15 protein-coding genes are annotated in these 17734 nt (G+C 70.8%); 7 read left to right on the forward strand and 8 right to left on the reverse strand.

Annotated features, from left to right (window positions below; all coding sequences use genetic code 11):
• Positions 1–147: 147 nt before the first annotated feature.
• The gene (locus ACIQUR_RS34605; RefSeq protein WP_403673254.1) at positions 148–1530 is read right to left on the reverse strand and encodes a glycine--tRNA ligase; all 1383 of its coding nucleotides are present in this window, start codon (positions 1528–1530) and stop codon (positions 148–150) included.
• A gap of 165 nt (positions 1531–1695) precedes the next feature.
• On the opposite strand from ACIQUR_RS34605, the gene ACIQUR_RS34610 reads away from it, so the two are divergent.
• The 4 genes from ACIQUR_RS34610 to ACIQUR_RS34625 all read left to right on the forward strand — a co-directional run bounded on the left by ACIQUR_RS34610 (position 1696) and on the right by ACIQUR_RS34625 (position 4884).
• Positions 1696–2682 (forward strand): metal ABC transporter substrate-binding protein, encoded by a 987-nt coding sequence (locus tag ACIQUR_RS34610; protein ID WP_403673256.1) that lies wholly within the window; start codon positions 1696–1698, stop codon positions 2680–2682.
• 29 nt (positions 2683–2711) lie between these two features.
• Positions 2712–3503: a metal ABC transporter ATP-binding protein gene (locus ACIQUR_RS34615; protein ID WP_403673258.1), complete on the forward strand. Its 792-nt coding sequence runs from the start codon at positions 2712–2714 to the stop codon at positions 3501–3503.
• A complete protein-coding gene (locus ACIQUR_RS34620) occupies positions 3503–4369 on the forward strand; it encodes a metal ABC transporter permease (protein ID WP_403673260.1) in 867 nt (288 codons plus the stop codon). Before ACIQUR_RS34615 ends, ACIQUR_RS34620 begins: the two co-directional genes overlap by 1 nt.
• 86 nt (positions 4370–4455) lie before the next feature.
• Positions 4456–4884: a Fur family transcriptional regulator gene (locus ACIQUR_RS34625; protein ID WP_399958182.1), complete on the forward strand. Its 429-nt coding sequence runs from the start codon at positions 4456–4458 to the stop codon at positions 4882–4884.
• Positions 4885–5057: 173 nt separating this feature from the next.
• Here the strand turns inward: ACIQUR_RS34625 and ACIQUR_RS34630 are convergent, their stop codons facing one another.
• The 6 genes from ACIQUR_RS34630 to leuA form a co-directional block, all read right to left on the reverse strand.
• Positions 5058–5873 (reverse strand): isoprenyl transferase, encoded by an 816-nt coding sequence (locus ACIQUR_RS34630; RefSeq protein WP_403673262.1) that lies wholly within the window; start codon positions 5871–5873, stop codon positions 5058–5060.
• A gap of 13 nt (positions 5874–5886) precedes the next feature.
• A complete protein-coding gene (gene recO / locus ACIQUR_RS34635) occupies positions 5887–6633 on the reverse strand; it encodes a DNA repair protein RecO (RefSeq protein ID WP_403673264.1) in 747 nt (248 codons plus the stop codon).
• 74 nt (positions 6634–6707) lie between these two features.
• Positions 6708–8033, reverse strand: a complete 1326-nt coding sequence (locus ACIQUR_RS34640) for a phospholipase D-like domain-containing protein (protein ID WP_403673266.1) — start codon at positions 8031–8033, stop codon at positions 6708–6710.
• A 196-nt stretch (positions 8034–8229) separates the two neighbouring features.
• Complete coding sequence (locus ACIQUR_RS34645) at positions 8230–9729, reverse strand: nucleobase:cation symporter-2 family protein (RefSeq protein WP_403673268.1); 1500 nt, start codon at positions 9727–9729, stop codon at positions 8230–8232.
• A 577-nt stretch (positions 9730–10306) separates the two neighbouring features.
• Positions 10307–10990 carry a TerB family tellurite resistance protein gene (locus ACIQUR_RS34650; protein ID WP_403673270.1) on the reverse strand — a complete coding sequence of 228 codons (684 nt, stop codon included), beginning with the start codon at positions 10988–10990 and terminating at the stop codon, positions 10307–10309.
• A gap of 475 nt (positions 10991–11465) precedes the next feature.
• Entirely contained in the window at positions 11466–13229 is a 1764-nt protein-coding gene (leuA, locus tag ACIQUR_RS34655) for a 2-isopropylmalate synthase (protein WP_403673272.1), read from the reverse strand.
• Between the two features lie 362 nt (positions 13230–13591).
• On the opposite strand from leuA, the gene ACIQUR_RS34660 reads away from it, so the two are divergent.
• Genes ACIQUR_RS34660 through ACIQUR_RS34670 form a run of 3 tightly spaced genes read left to right on the forward strand, consistent with a single transcriptional unit; the run spans position 13592 to position 15818 of the window.
• Positions 13592–14659: a M4 family metallopeptidase gene (locus tag ACIQUR_RS34660; RefSeq protein WP_403673273.1), complete on the forward strand. Its 1068-nt coding sequence runs from the start codon at positions 13592–13594 to the stop codon at positions 14657–14659.
• An 18-nt stretch (positions 14660–14677) separates the two neighbouring features.
• Complete coding sequence (locus tag ACIQUR_RS34665) at positions 14678–14959, forward strand: protealysin inhibitor emfourin (RefSeq protein ID WP_403673275.1); 282 nt, start codon at positions 14678–14680, stop codon at positions 14957–14959.
• A gap of 52 nt (positions 14960–15011) precedes the next feature.
• Positions 15012–15818, forward strand: a complete 807-nt coding sequence (locus ACIQUR_RS34670; RefSeq protein WP_403673277.1) for a GNAT family N-acetyltransferase — start codon at positions 15012–15014, stop codon at positions 15816–15818.
• A 67-nt stretch (positions 15819–15885) separates the two neighbouring features.
• On the opposite strand, the gene ACIQUR_RS34675 is transcribed toward ACIQUR_RS34670, so the two are convergent.
• A complete protein-coding gene (locus ACIQUR_RS34675) occupies positions 15886–17070 on the reverse strand; it encodes an acyltransferase family protein (protein ID WP_403673279.1) in 1185 nt (394 codons plus the stop codon).
• Positions 17071–17734 lie beyond the last annotated feature (664 nt).

Below are 17734 nucleotides of genomic sequence, written 5' to 3' on the forward strand. Positions count from 1 at the left end.
GGGGGGGGGGGGGGGGGGGGGGGGGGGGGGGGCGGGGGGGCGGCCGGGCCCCCCCCCCCGGGGCGGGGCCCGCGGCCGGGGGGGGGGCGGGGGGGCGGGCCCCCCCCCCGGGCCCCCCGGCCGTCTTCAGTTCCGGGTCGCTCCGGGTCAGCAGCCCAGCAGGCGGGCGCCGAGGTACGCCTGGATCTGGTCCAGGGAGACGCGCTCCTGCTTCATGGTGTCGCGCTCGCGCACGGTCACCGCGTTGTCGTCCAGGGTGTCGAAGTCGACGGTGACGCAGAACGGCGTGCCGATCTCGTCCTGGCGGCGGTAGCGGCGGCCGATGGCGCCGGCGTCGTCGAACTCGATGTTCCAGAACTTGCGCAGGTCGGCGGCGAGGCCCTTGGCCTTCGGCGACAGCTTCTCGTTGCGGGACAGCGGGAGGACGGCGACCTTGACCGGGGCCAGGCGCGGGTCGAGGCGCATCACGGTGCGCTTCTCCATGACGCCCTTGGCGTTCGGGGCCTCGTCCTCGACGTAGGCGTCGAGCAGGAAGGCGAGCATGGCGCGGTTGACACCGGCCGCGGGCTCGATGACGTACGGGACGTAGCGCTCGCCGGCCTCCTGGTCGAAGTAGGACAGGTCCTGGCCGGAGGCCGCGGAGTGGGCCTTGAGGTCGAAGTCGGTGCGGTTGGCCACGCCCTCGAGCTCGGAGAACTCACTGCCGCCGAAGTTGAAGCGGTACTCGATGTCGGCGGTGCGCTTCGAGTAGTGGGACAGCTTCTCCTTCGGGTGCTCGTACCAGCGGATGTTCTCCTCGCGGATGCCGAGGTCGCGGTACCAGTTCCAGCGCTGCTCCATCCAGTACTCGTGCCACTGCTCGTCCTCGCCCGGCTTGACGAAGAACTCCATCTCCATCTGCTCGAACTCGCGGGTGCGGAAGATGAAGTTGCCCGGAGTGATCTCGTTCCGGAAGGACTTGCCCATCTGCGCGATGCCGAACGGCGGCTTCTTGCGGGAGGTCTGCTGGACCTGGGCGAAGTTGGTGAAGATGCCCTGGGCGGTCTCGGGGCGCAGGTACGCCTTGGAGCCGGTGTCCTGGGTCGGGCCGAGGTGGGTCTCCAGCATGCCGGAGAACTGCTTGGGCTCGGTGAACTGGCCCTTGACGCCGCAGTTGGGGCAGTTGATGTCGGCGAGGCCGTTGGCCGGCGGGCGGCCGTGCTTGGCCTCGTACGCCTCTTCCAGGTGGTCGGCGCGGTGGCGCTTGTGGCAGGAGGTGCACTCGGTGAGCGGGTCGGAGAACGTCGCGACGTGACCGGAGGCGACCCAGACCTCGGGGGCGAGGATCACGGAGGAGTCGATGCCGACGACGTCCTCGCGGGAGGTCACCATCGCCTTCCACCACTGGCGCTTGATGTTCTCCTTGAGCTCGACACCCAGCGGTCCGTAGTCCCAGGCGGCACGCTGACCGCCGTAGATCTCGCTGCACGGGTAGACGAAGCCACGGCGCTTGCTGAGGCTGACGATGGTGTCGATCTTGTCGGCGGCCACGGTGCTCTCTTCATTACGAGGACGAACGCGAATGCTTCAGGTTACCGGCGGCCGGGGCCCCACTTTCAAATCGGTTCCCCTTCGGAACCGCGAGCGCGGGCGGGCCCGACGGCGGGATCCGAAGGCTTTTGACAATCGTTTCCATCTTTGATGAAAATGAGTGTCATGAACGTACGACGCCTCATACCCGCCGCCGCCCTGACCGGAGCCGTCGCCCTCGGCGCCGGCGCCCTGACCGCCTGCTCCGGAGCCACGGCCGCCGGCGGCTCGAAGGACGGCAAGCTGGACGTCGTCGCGTCGTTCTACCCGCTCCAGTTCCTGGCCGAGCGGATCGGCGGGAACCACGTGGCCGTCTCCACCCTCACCAAGCCGGGCGTGGAACCGCACGACCTGGAGATCACGCCCAAGCAGACCGCCCAGCTCGGCGAGGCGGACGTGGTCCTCTACCTCAAGACCCTCCAGCCCGCCGTCGACAAGGCCGTCGAGCAGGCCGGCGTCAAGAACACCGTCGACGCCGCCTCCCTCACCGAGCTCGTCCACCACGACCTGGCCGGCGAGGACGAGCACGGCCACGGCTCCGGCACGGAGCACGGCTCGGAGGACGAGCACGGCCACGACCACGGCGAGGCCGGCGACGACCCGCACGTCTGGCTCGACCCGGTCAAGTACGCGGAGATCGCCAAGGGCTTCGGCGCCGCCCTGGGGAAGGCCGACCCGGCGCACGCCGCCGACTACGAGAAGAACGCCGCCGACCTGGTCGGCAAGCTCACCGCCCTGGACACCGAGTTCAAGGACGGCCTGAAGAACCGGGCCACCGACACCTTCATCACCACCCACTCCGCCTTCGGTTACCTCGCCGAGCGCTACGGGCTCGACCAGGAGGGCATCTCCGGCGTCGACCCCGAGGCCGAGCCGAGCCCGGCGCGGATGAAGGAACTCCAGGCCCTGGCGAAGAAGGACAATGTCACCACCGTGTTCTTCGAGACCCTGGCCAGCGACAAGACCGCCAAGACCCTCGCGGCGGACACGGGCCTGAAGACCGACGTCCTCGATCCCCTGGAGGGGATCACCGACACGTCCCAGGGCGCCGACTACCTCGAGGTCATGCGGTCCAACCTCAGGAACCTCCAGAAGGCACTCGGCAGCAAGTGACGACCACGGCAGTTACGGAGGCGCGCGCCATGCAGTCCACGCCCGCGGAGGCAGCGGACCAGCCCGTCATATCCCTGCGCGGGGCCACGGCCTCGCTCGGCTCGCGCCCCGTGCTGCGCGGGGTCGACCTCACCGTCCGGCGCGGTGAGGTCGTCGCCCTGCTCGGCGCCAACGGCTCCGGCAAGTCCACCGCCGTCCGGTCGGTGGTCGGCCAGGTCCCGCTGAGCAGCGGCGAGCTGTCCCTCTTCGGCACGGAGTTCAAGCGCTTCCGCGACTGGTCGCGCATCGGCTACGTGCCCCAGCGCACCACCGCCGCCAGCGGCGTCCCGGCCACCGTCCGCGAGGTCGTCTCCTCCGGCCGGCTGGCCCGCAGCCGCTTCGGGCTGCTGCGCAAGGCCGACCGGGCCGCCGTGGACCGCGCCCTGGCCCTGGTCGACATGGACGCGTACGCCGACGCCTCCGTCAACGCCCTCTCCGGCGGCCAGCACCAGCGGGTGCTCATCGCCCGCGCACTCGCCGTCGAGCCCGAGCTGCTGATCATGGACGAGCCCATGGCCGGCGTGGACCTCGCCAACCAGGAGGTCCTGGCCAACGCCCTGCGCGAGCAGGTCAAGGCGGGCTCCACCGTGCTGCTCGTGCTGCACGAACTGGGTCCGCTGGAGCCGCTGATCAGCCGGGCCGTCGTGCTGCGCGACGGATGCGTCGTCCACGACGGGCCGCCCCCCGAGGCGGTGGGCCAGCACGCGCTGCCCGGCCACGACCACGTACACCCCCACGCGGCGCACGATGCCGAGCCGCTCCGGACGGGACTGCTGAGCTGATGGACATCCTGAACTACGCCTTCATGCAGCGGGCGCTGATCGCCGCCGCCCTGGTCGGCATCACGGCCCCCGCCATCGGCACGTACCTCGTCCAGCGCCGCCAGGCCGTGATGGGCGACGGCCTCGGCCACGTCGCCATGACCGGCGTGGCGCTCGGCTTCCTGCTCAACACCAGCCCCGTCTGGATGGCCACCCTGGTCGCCGTGCTCGGTGCCGTCGGCATGGAGCTGATCCGCTCCCGCGGCAAGACGAGCGGCGACGTCGCGCTGGCCATGCTGTTCTACGGCGGCCTGGCCGGCGGCGTCATGATCATCAACCTGGCGCCGAACGGCTCGACGACCAACCTGGTCAGCGCCATGTTCGGCTCGATCACGACGGTGGCCCCCGAGGACGTCACCGCCATGCTGATCCTCGCGGCCTTCGTCATCGCGGTGACCATCGGCCTGCGCCGGCAGCTCTTCGCCGTCTGCCAGGACGAGGAGTTCGCGAAGGTCACCGGCCTCCCGGTGCGCGCCCTGAACCTGCTGCTCGCGGTCACCGCCGCGGTCACCGTGACCGTCGCCATGCGCATCGTGGGCCTGCTGCTGGTCAGCGCCATGATGGTGATCCCGGTCGCGGCCGCCCAGCGGGTCACCCGCGGGTTCGCCGCCACCCTGGGCCTGGCCATCGCGATCAGCCTCGCCGTCTCACTGGGCGGGACGGCGGCCACCTACTACGTGGACGTTCCGTCGGGCGCGACCATCGTGCTGATCGCCATCGGCGTCTTCCTGGTGACGACCGCGCTGGCCGCGCCGCTGGCCAGACGGCGTGCCGGAGCGGCCCGCACCGCCGAGCAGGTGTGCACGCGGGACGACGTCAAGGTGTGACCGGCTGCGGGCGCACGATCCGAGCCGGAGCCCCGGGGGTGCCCGGCCTGGCACAATGGCCCGAGGCCCGAGATGAGGAGGAACCGGTGGCGACTGCGCCTGGCGAGACGAACACCGCGCCAGTACGAGGACGGTCCACCCGGCAGCGTGCCGCCGTGGCGGCGGCGCTGGACGAGGTCGACGAGTTCCGCAGCGCCCAGGAGCTGCACGACATGCTCAAGCACCGCGGCGATTCCGTGGGCCTGACCACCGTGTACCGCACCCTCCAGTCCCTCGCCGACGCCGGCGAGGTCGACGTGCTGCGCACCAGCGACGGCGAGGCCGTGTACCGCCGGTGTTCGTCCGGCGAGCACCACCACCACCTGGTCTGCCGCAAGTGCGGGAAGGCGGTGGAGGTGGAGGGCCCGGCCGTGGAGAAGTGGGCCGAGGCCATCGCCGCGGAGCACGGCTTCGTGAACGTGGCGCACACCGTGGAGATCTTCGGCACCTGCGCGGACTGCGCGGCCGCGGGCTGATCCGGCCCGCTCCGGAAGCACGGCGCAGGCGCGCGGCGCGGCGGGGCCCTGCCGGCCGGTACCCGGGTTCCCCCGGCGCCACGACGCCGTGCTCCCCCGGCGCGGGGGGGCGGGGGGGCCCCCCCCCCGGGGGGGGGGGGGGGGGCGCCCCCCCCCCCCGCGCCGGGGGCGGCCTAGCGGCCCGCGACCTCGTTCGGGATCGCCCCGCCGAAGCGGCGGTCGCGCTGGGCGTACTCCAGGCAGGCGGCCCACAGGTTGCGGCGGTCGAAGTCCGGCCAGAGCACGTCCTGGAAGACCATTTCGGCGTACGCGCTCTGCCAGATCAGGTAGTTGGAGGTGCGCTGCTCGCCGCTGGGGCGCAGGAACAGGTCCACGTCCGGCATGTCCGGGTAGTACATGTACTTGGCGAAGGTCTTCTCGTTGACCTTCGAGGGGTCGAGCCGGCCGGCGGCGACGTCGCGCGCGATGGCCTGGGCCGCGTCCGCGATCTCCGCCCGGCCGCCGTAGTTGACGCAGAAGTAGAGCGTCATCGCGTCGTTGTTCTTGGTCTGCTCCTGGGCGACCTGGAGCTCCTGGACCACGGACTTCCACATCTTCGGCATGCGGCCGACCCAGCGGATGCGGATGCCCAGCGCGTCCATCTCGTCGCGGCGGCGGCGGATGACGTCGCGGTTGAAGTTCATGAGGAAGCGGACCTCGTCGGGCGAGCGTTTCCAGTTCTCGGTGGAGAAGGCGTAGAGGGAGAGGTTCTTGACGCCCATCTCCAGGCAGCCCTTGAGCACGTCGAGGACGACGCCCTCGCCGACCTTGTGGCCCTCGGTGCGCGGCAGCCCGCGCTCCTTGGCCCAGCGGCCGTTGCCGTCCATGACCACGGCGACGTGGTTCGGCACGAGCTCGCCCGGGATCTTGGGCGGGCGCTCGCCGGACGGGTGGGGTTCGGGAAGGACGTACTCGCGGCGCTGCCGCCCCAGAATCCCGCGTCGTGCCATGTCGCCTCGCTCCTTATTTCTCTACGTAACGCAAGGAGCGTAGCCCGCGCTCCAGATGCCAGTGGAGGTAGGCCGATACCAGCCCGCTGCCCTCCCTGACGTGCCGCGGCTCGCACGCGTCCGCGGTGGCCCAGTCGCCGGTCAGCAGCGCGCTGAGCAGTCCGATGGCCTCCGAGGAGGGTACGACGCTTCCGGGGACCCGGCAGTCGCCGCAGACCACGCCGCCCGCGGCCACGGAGAAGTGGCGGTTGGGGCCGTGGATGCCGCACTTCGCGCAGTCCTGGAAGGAGGGGGCGTAACCGTTGACGGCGAGCGAGCGCAGCAGGAAGGCGTCGAGGATCAGGTGCGGCTCGTGCTCGCCGCGGGCCAGGGTGCGCAGGGCGCCGACGAGCAGCAGGTACTGCTGTACGGCGGGCTCGCCCTCCTGGTCGGTGAAGCGCTCGGCCGTCTCCAGCATCGCGGTGCCGGAGGTGTAGCGGGCGTAGTCGGTGACGATGCCGCCGCCGTACGGGGCGATGATCTCGGTCTGCGTGCAGAGCGGCAGGCCCCGGCCCACCAGCTCGCTGCCGCGGGCGAAGAACTGCACGTCGACGTGGGAGAAGGGCTCCAGCCCGGCGCCGAACTTCGACCTGGTCCGGCGTACGCCGCGGGCGACGGCGCGGACGCGGCCGTGCCCGCGGGTGAGGAGGGTGATGATGCGGTCCGCCTCACCCAGCTTCTGGGTGCGCAGCACGATGCCGTCGTCGCGGAACAGACTCATGCGGCCCATTGTCCCGCACAGGGGCGGGACAACGGGCCGGGTCGGTCGGGTCGGGCCGCGGGGCCGCGGGGTCGCTAGAAGGGGACGGCCATCGGCTGCCGGCAGGCGGAGCCCTGGAGCAGGGTCTCGTCGAAGTTCTTCCGGAAGCCCTCGTAGATCTGCGCGTTGTCGATCTTCAGCAGGGTCTCGTCCTGCGAGCGGAGGTTCGGGTAGGTGTAGTTGTGGCTGCCGGTGAAGACCAGCTTGCGCGGCTTGTCCAGGTAGGTGCCGTCGATCAGCAGGTACTTGGAGTGGATGCCGAGGCCGGGGGCGGACTTGTCCTCGCCGCCCTGGCACATGCGTACGTCGACTCCGGGCGCCGCGGCGAAGACGTCACGCACCCCGGTGCCCACGCTGCCCTTGTCCCCGTTGAGGACGACCTGCACCGTGCAGCCGTCGGCGGCCATGCGGCGGAGCCGGTCGGCGACCTGGGTCCGGGTGAAGGCGTACATCCCGATCCTGATCTTCGAGGGGGAGGCGGCGCTGCAGGTCACGTTCTCCAGCAGGTCCACGACGGTGTCGGTGTCCGGGTCCTGCCGCGGGTCGGCCGGCACGCCGTCGGCGGGGTTGTCGTCGTCCTCGCGGCGGGGGAAGAAGTAGGTCTTGTAGTCCCCGACGTCCTTGGTCTTGTAGTAGTGGTCCAGGCCGTCGCCGCCGACGCCGAGGCGCACCTGGTCGTTCCAGTACCGGTCGTACTCGTCGTAGAGCTCCTTGTGGGGGACGACCACCGCGTTGTTGTACATGGCGGTGCGGTGGTTCGTGGTCAGGTTCGCCGAGGACTGGAAGACGACGTTCTCGGTGGTGCCCACCTTGGAGAACAGGAAGAACTTGTTGTGGTTGATGGCGTTCTCGACGTCGCCGTCGGCCTGCGTCATCTTCCGGTTCCCGATGCAGCCGCGGTCCTTCTCGCAGGCCAGGACGAAGGATCCGGCGGTGGCGGCGTCCACGGTGTCGCCGTACTTCACGGTCCGGCCGAACGCGGTGCCCAGGTTGCCGAACTCGGTGCCGGTGGGCTCGCCCGCCGCGTTCGTCTCGGCCACGGCCTTCTCGTCGAAGACGATCTGGACGGTGACCTTCTTCGCCCCTTCCCGGGACGCCGCCCGCTTGAGGGCCTCGCGCACGTCGTTGTCGGTGAAGAGGAAGATCGAGCCCCGGATCAGCCCGCCGTCCGCCGTGTTGTCGATGAGCCTGATCAGTTCGTCGCGGATGGCGTTCGGGCTGGTGGCCGGGTCGTTGAAGACGGCCTTCGGCGTGACGGGGGACGCGGTGTCGGCGGCCGTGGCCCCGTGGCCGCCCAGCAGCGAGGCCGAGACTGCGAGGGTGGAGGCGACGGCGAAGCGCCGGAACACACGTGTGCGCATGATGATCTTCCCGGTCCGGTGGTGGCGGGCGGCGGGCGCCCTGGGTCGGATCCGACCGTAGGCAGGGAAGATCGGTTCGGGACCGGTTTCCGGGTGGCAGGAAGCGTCCTTGGCCGCAAGGTGCCTCGCCCGGCGGCGGAACGGCAGTGACCCCGGCCGGTGGTGGAACCCGGCCGGGGACACCCCTTGGGAGGTATCAGGCGGTGGGCGCGGGCTCGGCGGCCTCGCCCTCCGCGGCCTCGGCGGCGGGCGCGGCGTCGTCCGCGTCCGTGCCCTTCGCGGCCGTGGTCTCCGCCGGCTGACCCGGGATGACTGCCGGAGCCGCGGTGGCGTGGTGTGCGTCGTCCTTGCCGAGACCGTTGAAGATCAGGTTCAGCACGATCGCCGCCGTGGCACCGAGCGTGACACCGCTGTTGAGCAGCGAGGAGAGGTCGGCGTTCATGTGCTCCTTGAAGAACACCGGGACGGTGGCCGGGAGCAGGGCGAAGGCCAGGGAGACGCCGATGACGAGCGCGTTCTTCTCCTCCTTGAGGTCGACCTTGGCGAGGGTCTGGATGCCGGCCAGGGCGACCATCGCGAACATCACGGTGGCGGCGCCGCCGAGGACCCCGTGCGGGACGGAGGCGACGATCGCGGCCGCCTTGGGCAGCAGACCCAGGACGATCATGAACACACCCGCGGCGACGACCACGAAGCGGCTCTTGACCTTGGTCATCCGGACCAGGCCGACGTTCTCGGCGAAGGCGACGTACGGGAAGGAGTTCAGCACACCGCCGAGGGCGGTCGCGGCACCGTCGGCGCGCAGGGCGCGGGCCACGGTCTCGCTGTCGACCTCCTTGCCGACGATGTCGCCGACCGCGTACGTGTCACCGGTGGTCTCCACCATCGTGATCAGCATGACGATGAGCATCAGCACGATCGGGAACCACTCGAACTTCGGGACGCCGAAGTGGAACGGGGTGGTGACGCCCACCCAGTCGGCCTTCGACACGTCGCCGAACTTGGCGTCGCCGAGCAGGAAGGCGACGGCGGTGCCGCCCACCAGGCCGAGCAGGATGGCGATGCTGGAGAGGAACGGCTTGCCGAGCTTCATCAGGATCAGGATGAAGAGCATCGTGCCGCCGGCGTAGGCGAAGTTCTTCGGGTCGCCGAAGTCGGGGCTGCCGAGGCCGCCCGCGGCGTCGTTGAGGCCGACCGGGATGAGCACGATGCCGAGCACCGTGATCACCGTGCCGGTGACGACCGGCGGGAACAGCCGCATCACGGCGCGGAAGGCCTTGGGCGGCAGCCAGGCGAACGCGAAGGTCGCGATGCCCGCGGTGATCACGGCTCCGTAGATCACCAGGAGTGCTGCGGTCCCGCCTCCGGCGCCGAGGCCGATGGCGATCATCGGCGACACCGCGGTGAAGGTGACGCCCTGGATCAGCGGCAGGCGCGCACCGATCCGGCCGATGCCGAACGCCTGGATGATCGAGGCGATGCCGCAGGTGAAGAGGTCTGCGTTGATCAGGTAGACGAGCTGTTCCGTACTGAGTCCCAGGGCACCACCGACGATGATCGGGACGATCACCGCTCCCGCGTAGAACGCGAGTACGTGCTGGAAGCCGTAGAGCGCGAGCTTGGGAAGGGGGAGCACCTCGTCGACCGGGTGCATGCTCTGCTCTCCGTCGGAAAGCCGGGCGGCGACACGTGCCATCTCTGCCTTGCCCTTCAAGAGGTAGGTAATTGAGAGGAGTTCTGGTTATCCCTGCGCCGGCGGCTCTGACGGTCAGGGTTGTCAGTGCTTCACGTGGATCGAAGCCCTGTGGTGTTACGGACAGCGCCTCGTCGTGTAACCGGAATCCAACGCCTGTGAGGGCCCTCACGCACATCGTCGACTGCTACAAATTGTTGAGCCTGACGGAACCTCGATTTGTGGATTCCTCTCATGGCGGTGCCACCTCGGATCGTCTATGGGAAGATCCGGCTCCGCTTGGCGTTCCCACCTGCACGAACGGGAAGCCGCGGCCGCCCTCACCCCCCTGACCAGGCAGGGGCGACTTTCCGTCAAGCGAATCCGAACGTCCTGTGAACGCCCTGTGAAGCCGCAGGACAGCGAGGGTCCACCGGCTCCGGAGGATCCACTTCCGGCCAGAAACGAGGCCCCCCGCCGGGCGGCGACGCGAAATCGTTACGCAGCGGAGCGGAGTCAACACGCGTAGAACGAGGGTGCGGAGAAGCCCCGGACAACCGCGTCCGGGGCTTCGGTCCTGACAGGCCGCCGTCGGGCCGGGTCAGGAGGGCGTGCGGGCCGCCGCGAGCAGCCGCGTGACGTCGTCCGTGTCGAGCCGCAGCGCGCCCCCGGCCGTGGCCAGCACCTCCCGCTCGCCGGGCGTGTACGGGCCGTCCGCGAGGGCGATACGGGCCCCCTGGAGCAGGATCGACTCGCGGCCGGCCGGCGCCAGGTGCGGCGACAGCGGCTCCAGCGCCTCGTGCAGCTCGATGGACAGGGCGGCGCCGAACATGTCCGCCGAGAGCCTGCCGGTGTCCCCCAGCGCCTCGACGAGCGCCTCCAGCTGCTCCTCGGTGCAGTCCTCGAAGCCGGCGCCGCGCACGGCCGACACCGCGGCCTCCAGCGCCGTACGGGAGGACGTGCCCCCGGCGGCGAGGACGGCCAGGGCCACCGTATGGACGGCGTCGCGCAGCATCGCCGAGAAGCGGGTGGTGGTCGGGTGGTCCAGCAGCTCCGGCCCGTAGCGCTCCGCGCAGGCGGCGCACTCGACGACCGGGCCGACGTACCCGCGCGGCAGCAGCGGCAGCCCGAGCACGGTGAGCCGGCGCCGGCCGGTCCGGCGGCGGTAGTTGCGGTCCCCGCCGCAGCCCGGGCAGAAGAACTCACCGTCCCCCACGGTGCTCCAGGTGGTGCGGATGCCCCACGGCATCACCTTCCGGCCGTTCCCGCCTCGCCCAGGCAGCACGTCCCACCTCCGTTACATCCCCGCAACATCGCGACGTTGGCGTGATGTTAGCCACATGCGCCGGACGACGGCAGTCCCGCGACAGGACATCCCCCTTCCCCACACGGGAGTTGGCCGAACTCCGCCCTTCCGCGCCCTCCGGCGGAGGTCCGGCGGGCGGCTCTGGCCCCTTGCGGTCAGGGCCGGTTGCGTCCCGTTGATCTTCCTTCCGCAGGCCGGGGCCCTCCCCCAGGATGGATCTCGCAAGCCCCGAGCAGGTGCTCGAACAGCACCGGCCATCTCGCGGGCGGAACCGCCCGTGTCCGTCTCCGAGGCCACGGACCGCCGTTCCCGCGCGGTCCCCCGAGACGGGGGCCGGCCGCCCTCCCCCCTGCGGCCGGCCCCCGTACGGCGGATGCCCGGACCTCCCTCGCGGGGGGTCCGGGCATCCGTCACGTCAGGACCCGGGCGGGCGTCGCTCCGGGGCCGGGCCGGGTCAGCGGCCCGCGCGGTTCACGGCCGAGATGACGGCCTTCAGGGAGGCGCGCGTGGTGTTGGCGTCGATGCCGATGCCCCACAGCACACGGCCGTCGATCGCGCACTCGATGTACGAGGCGGCCTGCGCGGACGCGCCCTCGCTCATGGTGTGCTCGGTGTAGTCCAGCAGGCGGGCGTCCACGCCGATGCCGGCCAGCGCGTCGAAGAAGGCCGAGATCGGACCGTTGCCGGAGCCCGCCAGGGTGGTCTCCACGCCGTCCACGACCGCGTCGACGGTCAGGGTGTCGGTGCCGTCCTTGTCGGTGGTCGACTGACCCGAGCGCAGCTGGATGCGGCCCCACGGGTTGTCCGGGTTCGGCAGGTACTCGTCCTGGAAGACCGACCAGATCTCCTTCGGCGTGACCTCGCCGCCCTCGGCGTCGGTCTTGGCCTGGATGATCTTCGAGAACTCGATCTGCATGCGGCGCGGCAGGTCCAGCTTGTGGTCGTTCTTCAGGACGTACGCGATGCCGCCCTTGCCGGACTGCGAGTTGACGCGGATGACCGCCTCGTAGGAGCGGCCGACGTCCTTCGGGTCGATCGGCAGGTACGGGACGGCCCACTCGATGTCGTCCACGGTCTTGCCCTGGGCGGCCGCGTCGGCCTCCATGGCGTCGAAGCCCTTCTTGATGGCGTCCTGGTGGGAGCCGGAGAAGGCGGTGTAGACCAGGTCGCCGGCGTAGGGGTGGCGCGGGTGGACCTCCATCTGGTTGCAGTACTCGGAGGTGCGGCGGATCTCGTCGATCTGCGAGAAGTCGATCTGCGGGTCGACACCCTGCGAGAACAGGTTCATGCCCAGGGTGACCAGGTCGACGTTGCCGGTGCGCTCGCCCTGGCCGAACAGGCAGCCCTCGATGCGGTCGGCGCCGGCCATGATCGCCAGCTCGGCGGCGGCGACGGCCGTGCCGCGGTCGTTGTGCGGGTGCACGGACAGGCAGACGTACTCGCGGCGGGACAGGTTGCGGGACATCCACTCGAAGCGGTCCGCGTGGGTGGAGGGGGTCGAGCGCTCCACGGTGGCGGGCAGGTTCAGGATGATCTCGCGGCCGGGGCCGGGCTGCCAGACGTCGCAGACGGCCTCGCAGACCTCCAGGGCGAAGTCCAGCTCGGTGTCGGTGAAGATCTCGGGGCTGTACTGGTAGCCGAAGACCGTCTCGTCGCCCAGGATCTTCTCGGCGTACTCCATCACCAGGCGGGTGCCGTCGACGGCGATCTGCTTGATGTCGTCCTTGGAGCCGCGGAAGACGACCCGGCGGAAGGTCGGCGCGGTGGCGTTGTACATGTGCACGGTGGCGCGCTTGGCGCCGCGCAGGGACTCCACGGTGCGCTCGATCAGGTCCTCGCGGGCCTGGGTCAGCACGGAGATGGTGACGTCGTCCGGGATCGCGCCCTCTTCGATGATGGAGCGTACGAAGGCGAAGTCGGTGTCGCTGGCGGACGGGAAGCCGACCTCGATCTCCTTGTAGCCCATGCGCACCAGCAGGTCGAACATCTCGCGCTTGCGGGCGGGGCTCATCGGGTCGATCAGGGCCTGGTTGCCGTCGCGCAGGTCGGTGGACAGCCAGCGGGGTGCCTTGGTGATGCGCGCGTCCGGCCACGTGCGGTCCGGGATGTCCACCTGCTCGTACACGCCGTACTTGTGGACCGGCATCCCGGAGGGCTGCTGGGTGTGGGTCGCGTTGGTGACGGGCGTGCGGCGGTCGGCGTAGCTGTGCTGGGTCATGGCGTGGGGCTCCTCGCGTGTCCGCGTTGATTCGCTGGGACGGCCGACGGGTCGTACTGCGCAACACCAGACTCCGCGGGGAGGGGGTCGGCCTACGACTACAGGCCCTCGCCGCGGCAGCTAAGGAGAAGCAGCCCGAAACGCATGATGCTCCGCAGACTAACCGAGACCGCGGCGGGGACGCGTCGTCGTTCCAGTATGCGGGACCCCGTTTCCGGAATGTCCGAAATGTGACTTACGCCTCGGGAGGCCCCGGAAGGTCCGGACGTTCTGTCAACGCGGTGCTGCGAGTTTGAGACGGAGGAATGAATCATGGTCGCGGGTAGTGACAGCGTCATGACCCACTGCCACATTGCTGTCGCATGGATGCCAAGGACGCCCGCCGCGCCGCCCACCCCGTCTTCTGCACGATCGTGCCGCCCCACCTCCTCGACAAGCTGGCCCAAGCCGACAACCCGGCCGTCGCCGCACCCGCCAAGCGGACCCTGATCGCCGACGCCTCGCTGCGCACCGAGCGCCGCCTGAACACCGTCATCGGCCTGCCGGCCTTCGGCGGAGCCGCCGAGGAGCCGAACCGGACGATCCACGACGCGCAGCGCCGGACCTCGCTGCCCGGGAAGGTCGTGCGCCGCGAGGGGGACGAGCCGGGCCAGGACGCGACGGTGAACCGCGCGTACGCGGGCCTGGGCGCGACCTTCGAGCTGTTCCTGTCCGCCTTCGGCCGGAACTCGATCGACGGCGAGGGCCTGCCGCTGCTGGCGACCGTCCACTACGACGAGAACTACGGCAACGCCTTCTGGAACGGCGAGCAGATGGTGTTCGGCGACGGTGACGGCGAGATCTTCCTCGACTTCACCCTCCCGGTGGACGTGATCGGGCACGAGCTGGCCCACGGCGTCACCCAGTACACGGCCAACCTCGACTACTTCGGCCAGTCCGGGGCGCTCAACGAGTCGATGTCCGACGTCTTCGGCTCGCTGATCAAGCAGTACGCCCTGGGCCAGACCGCCGACCGGGCGGACTGGCTGATCGGCGCCGGGCTCTTCGCCCCCGACGTGCAGGGCGTGGCGCTGCGCTCGATGAAGGCCCCCGGCACGGCGTACGACGACGACGTGCTCGGGAAGGACCCGCAGCCGGCCACCATGGACGACTACGTGCGCACCGGCCGGGACAACGGCGGCGTGCACATCAACTCGGGCATCCCCAACCACGCCTTCTACCTGGTGGCCACCGCGCTGGGCGGCAACGCCTGGGAGCGGGCGGGGAAGATCTGGTACGAGACCCTCGCGGGCGGCGAGCTGGACTCCCAGGCCCAGTTCAAGGACTTCGCCCGCCTCTCGGTGGCGAAGGCCGTCTCGCTGTTCGGCGAGGGCGAGGAGTCCCAGGCGCTGCTGAAGGCGTGGTCGCAGGTGGGTGTCCCCACCGCGTAGACGCGGTAGAGAGGTCCCATGCGCATCGAAGTACACAGGACGGGCGGGTTCGCGGGGATCGAGCGGCGTGCCGAGGTGGACACCGCGGGCCGGCCGGACGCGCAGGAGTGGGCGGCGCTCGCCGAGCGGGCGCTGTCCACCGCGCCGGGCGGCCCGGGCGGCACGTCGGGGGCGGTGGGGGTGCCGGACGGCTTCTCGTACCGGATCACGGTGGACGGACGTACGGTCCACTGCGCCGATCCGCACCTCACGGAGGCCCAGCGGCAGCTGGTGTCCCGGGTGCTCAAGGAAGGTGCGTGACGCGTGCCGTAAAGGGGGTGCCCGGCCGGCGCGATCCTGCTTCCATGGCGCCGTGACCACACTTGACGATCTTGAGCGGTACTACGACACGGTGCCGCGCGTGGGCGGTGCCCGCGCCGAGGACTTCGGCCCCCTGACCCTGTTCGTCCAGGAGAACCCCGAGGGCTGGGCGTACTACGCCCGGCCCGTGCTCGGCGGCGCCGGGCCGGTGACGGCCGCCGACGTGGAGCGGGTGCTGGCCCGGCAGCGCGAGCTGAAGGTGCCCGAGGCCTTCGAGTGGGTGGCCGAGACGACGCCCGGCCTGCGGGCCGCGGTGGAGGCGGCCGGCCTGTCCGTGCACGCGCACCCGCTGATGGTGCTGGACCCGGAGGCCGCGGCGCCGGAGCCGCATCCGGAGGTACGGCTGCTGGGCGCGGACGACCCGCTGCTGCGGGCGGCGGTGACGGTGCCGGCGCTGGCCTTCGCGGCGCCCGGCACCGCGAGGGGCGAGGCCGGGCCGGCGGAGCTGGCGCGGCAGACGGCCGACCCGGGCAGCGAGGGCCGCCGGGCGTACGTGACGGCGAAGCTGGCGGCCGGGACCACGGTGCTGGCCGCGGCGGTGCGGGACGGGGTGGTGCTGTCGTCCGGGCAGTACAACCCGGCCGGTGACGTGGCCGAGGTGGTGGGGGTCGGCACCCTGCCCGCGGCCCGGCGCCAGGGGCTGGCGCTCGGGGTGACCGCGGCGCTCGTGGCGGCGGCGCGTGCGAACGGTGCGCGGACGGTCTTCCTGTCGGCCGGCGACGAGGACGTGGCCCGGATCTACGGCCGGGCGGGCTTCCGCCGGGTGGGCACCGCGCTGATCGCGGAGCACGAGGGCTGAGCAGCGCGGGGGCCGGGCGCGGGGCTGAGCCCCGCCCGTCGCCGGCCGCCGGGCGGACGCCCGCCGGTCAGCGGCGGACCGGGGTCCGCAGCCGGGCCGGCATCTTCCGGATGAGCCAGCGGTTGGCCGGTTCCTCGACGTACCGGTGCAGCGCCCAGGACAGGGCGGTCGCGACGAGCCCGAGGCCGAGCAGGCCGAAGAGGGCGCCGTTGTTGTCGTGCAGGCGGCCGAACTCGTACGTGGCCCAGCGGCTGACCGTGTGGTGCAGCAGGTAGAAGCAATACGACCAGATGCCCAGGTTGATCAGCGTCCTGCTGTTCATGATCCCGCGGTGCCCGGCGACCTCGCGCTGGACGAAGGCCAGCATGATCAGGGCGGCGAGGATGGAGATGCTCGGCCGGACGAGGGCCTCCAGCTGCTGGTCCCAGTACGGGGGCAGCGCGGCGCGCGCCTGGTAGTACGCGTAGACGAACGCGGCCAGCGCGGCGACCGGCACGGCCGGGTGCAGGGGCATCCGCCAGCCCCGCTTGACCGCCAGGGCGAGGGTGATGCCGAGCAGGAACTCCGGCATGTAGACCAGCGGGTGCCGCATGACCCAGGAGGCCGTCTTGGCGCTGAGCTCCGCGTACGCCACGTGGTCGACGACGACCATGCCGAGCAGGCCGGCGGCGGTCAGCAGCCACAGGTTCCGGGTGCGCATCCGGACCAGCACGCGGGCCGCGAAGGGGAAGAGCAGGTAGAAGAGCAGCTCGACGCCGAGGGTCCAGGTGACGGGGTTGCCGGGCAGCGTGGGGTAGGCGCCGGGGAACCAGTTCTGGACCAGGAAGAGCGAGGAGATGATGCTGCCCCAGTCCCGGTCCTCCTTCGCCATGACGTAGAAGACGTAGTAGGCGGGGACCGCGGCGACGAGGGTGGCCGGCCAGATGCGGGCGATGCGCCGCCAGTAGAAGGCGCCGGCCCTCTGCTCCGGCTTGTGGACCCAGGTCAGCAGGAAGCCGGAGAGCACGAAGAAGAACGTGACGCCGTGCGCGCCGATCTGCGAGTACGGGAAGATCAGCGGCGCGGTGCCGAAGCCCGTCTTGTGGCCGTATCCGGTGAAGTGGTGCGCGAAGACCGCGAACGCCGCGAAGAACCTCAGGCTGGTGAGGGAATCGAGCCGGGTCGGCAGCGGACCAGTTCCGGCGGGGCGGTCGCCGCGCCCGGATATGGAGGGCTGCAGAACGGTCGGGGACGTCGACGCCGTCGATGTCATGGCGGGGTCTGCCTCACAATTTCATCAGCGGTCGGAGCGGCCGGAAAACTCTCCGTGTCATTCCGCGCAATTCAGGACGCCGGTGGCTCCGCGGATTCCCCGATGGGGTGTCAGGCTCCGTGGCGGGACGTGCGGACACCCTGCGGAAGCCCGCGGCGTTCGGCAGACGAAAAGGTTCCGTTCATAGTAAGCACCGCGCTCCGACGTTCCGAGCGCCCGAACGACTCACCCTGTGTGATGAATCTCCCGCTGATACCCTGGTGTTCATCCGGGAGGATCTGGTATGGGGGCCGCCCTGGTGCCGGGTGCGGGGGTCGGGCGGCTCACACACGCGCGGGGCGCGCCGGTCGGCAGCGGCTGCGGACAGGCCCGCTGGGGTATCGTGCCTGACCGGTCGCCGCGGTGGCCGTCGCATCAAACCAGCCCCAAAATTCGGCGCGGCGAAAGCACCTGTATTCGGCGCGGCGGAGTTTTCCCGTGCAAAAGAGAGCCGATCGAAGATGACGTATTCGCTGGGGCGAATATGACCCTCGAGACCTCAGAGAACACGAACGCGCCGCGACCGGATCTCTCCGTGGTCGTCATCGTCTACAACGACGCAGAGCGTCTGCCGACGGCGGTGAAGTCCGTCCTGGACCAGACCCTTCACGGGGTCGAGGTCGTG

It is taken from the genome of Streptomyces sp. NPDC101132 (assembly GCF_044759225.1).
GTDB lineage: Bacteria > Actinomycetota > Actinomycetes > Streptomycetales > Streptomycetaceae > Streptomyces.

Excerpts from the sequence above, each read along its gene's own strand:
- ACIQUR_RS34675 (WP_403673279.1), bottom strand. The coding sequence starts at position 17,070 with ATGACATCGACGGCGTCGACGTCCCCGACCGTTCTGCAGCCCTCCATA.
- recO (WP_403673264.1), bottom strand. The coding sequence starts at position 6,633 with ATGAGTCTGTTCCGCGACGACGGCATCGTGCTGCGCACCCAGAAGCTG.
- ACIQUR_RS34645 (WP_403673268.1), bottom strand. The coding sequence starts at position 9,729 with ATGGCACGTGTCGCCGCCCGGCTTTCCGACGGAGAGCAGAGCATGCAC.
- ACIQUR_RS34615 (WP_403673258.1), top strand. The coding sequence starts at position 2,712 with ATGCAGTCCACGCCCGCGGAGGCAGCGGACCAGCCCGTCATATCCCTG.
- ACIQUR_RS34640 (WP_403673266.1), bottom strand. The coding sequence starts at position 8,033 with ATGCGCACACGTGTGTTCCGGCGCTTCGCCGTCGCCTCCACCCTCGCA.
- ACIQUR_RS34630 (WP_403673262.1), bottom strand. The coding sequence starts at position 5,873 with ATGGCACGACGCGGGATTCTGGGGCGGCAGCGCCGCGAGTACGTCCTT.
- ACIQUR_RS34620 (WP_403673260.1), top strand. The coding sequence starts at position 3,503 with ATGGACATCCTGAACTACGCCTTCATGCAGCGGGCGCTGATCGCCGCC.
- leuA (WP_403673272.1), bottom strand. The coding sequence starts at position 13,229 with ATGACCCAGCACAGCTACGCCGACCGCCGCACGCCCGTCACCAACGCG.
- ACIQUR_RS34660 (WP_403673273.1), top strand. The coding sequence starts at position 13,592 with ATGGATGCCAAGGACGCCCGCCGCGCCGCCCACCCCGTCTTCTGCACG.
- ACIQUR_RS34610 (WP_403673256.1), top strand. The coding sequence starts at position 1,696 with ATGAACGTACGACGCCTCATACCCGCCGCCGCCCTGACCGGAGCCGTC.
- ACIQUR_RS34665 (WP_403673275.1), top strand. The coding sequence starts at position 14,678 with ATGCGCATCGAAGTACACAGGACGGGCGGGTTCGCGGGGATCGAGCGG.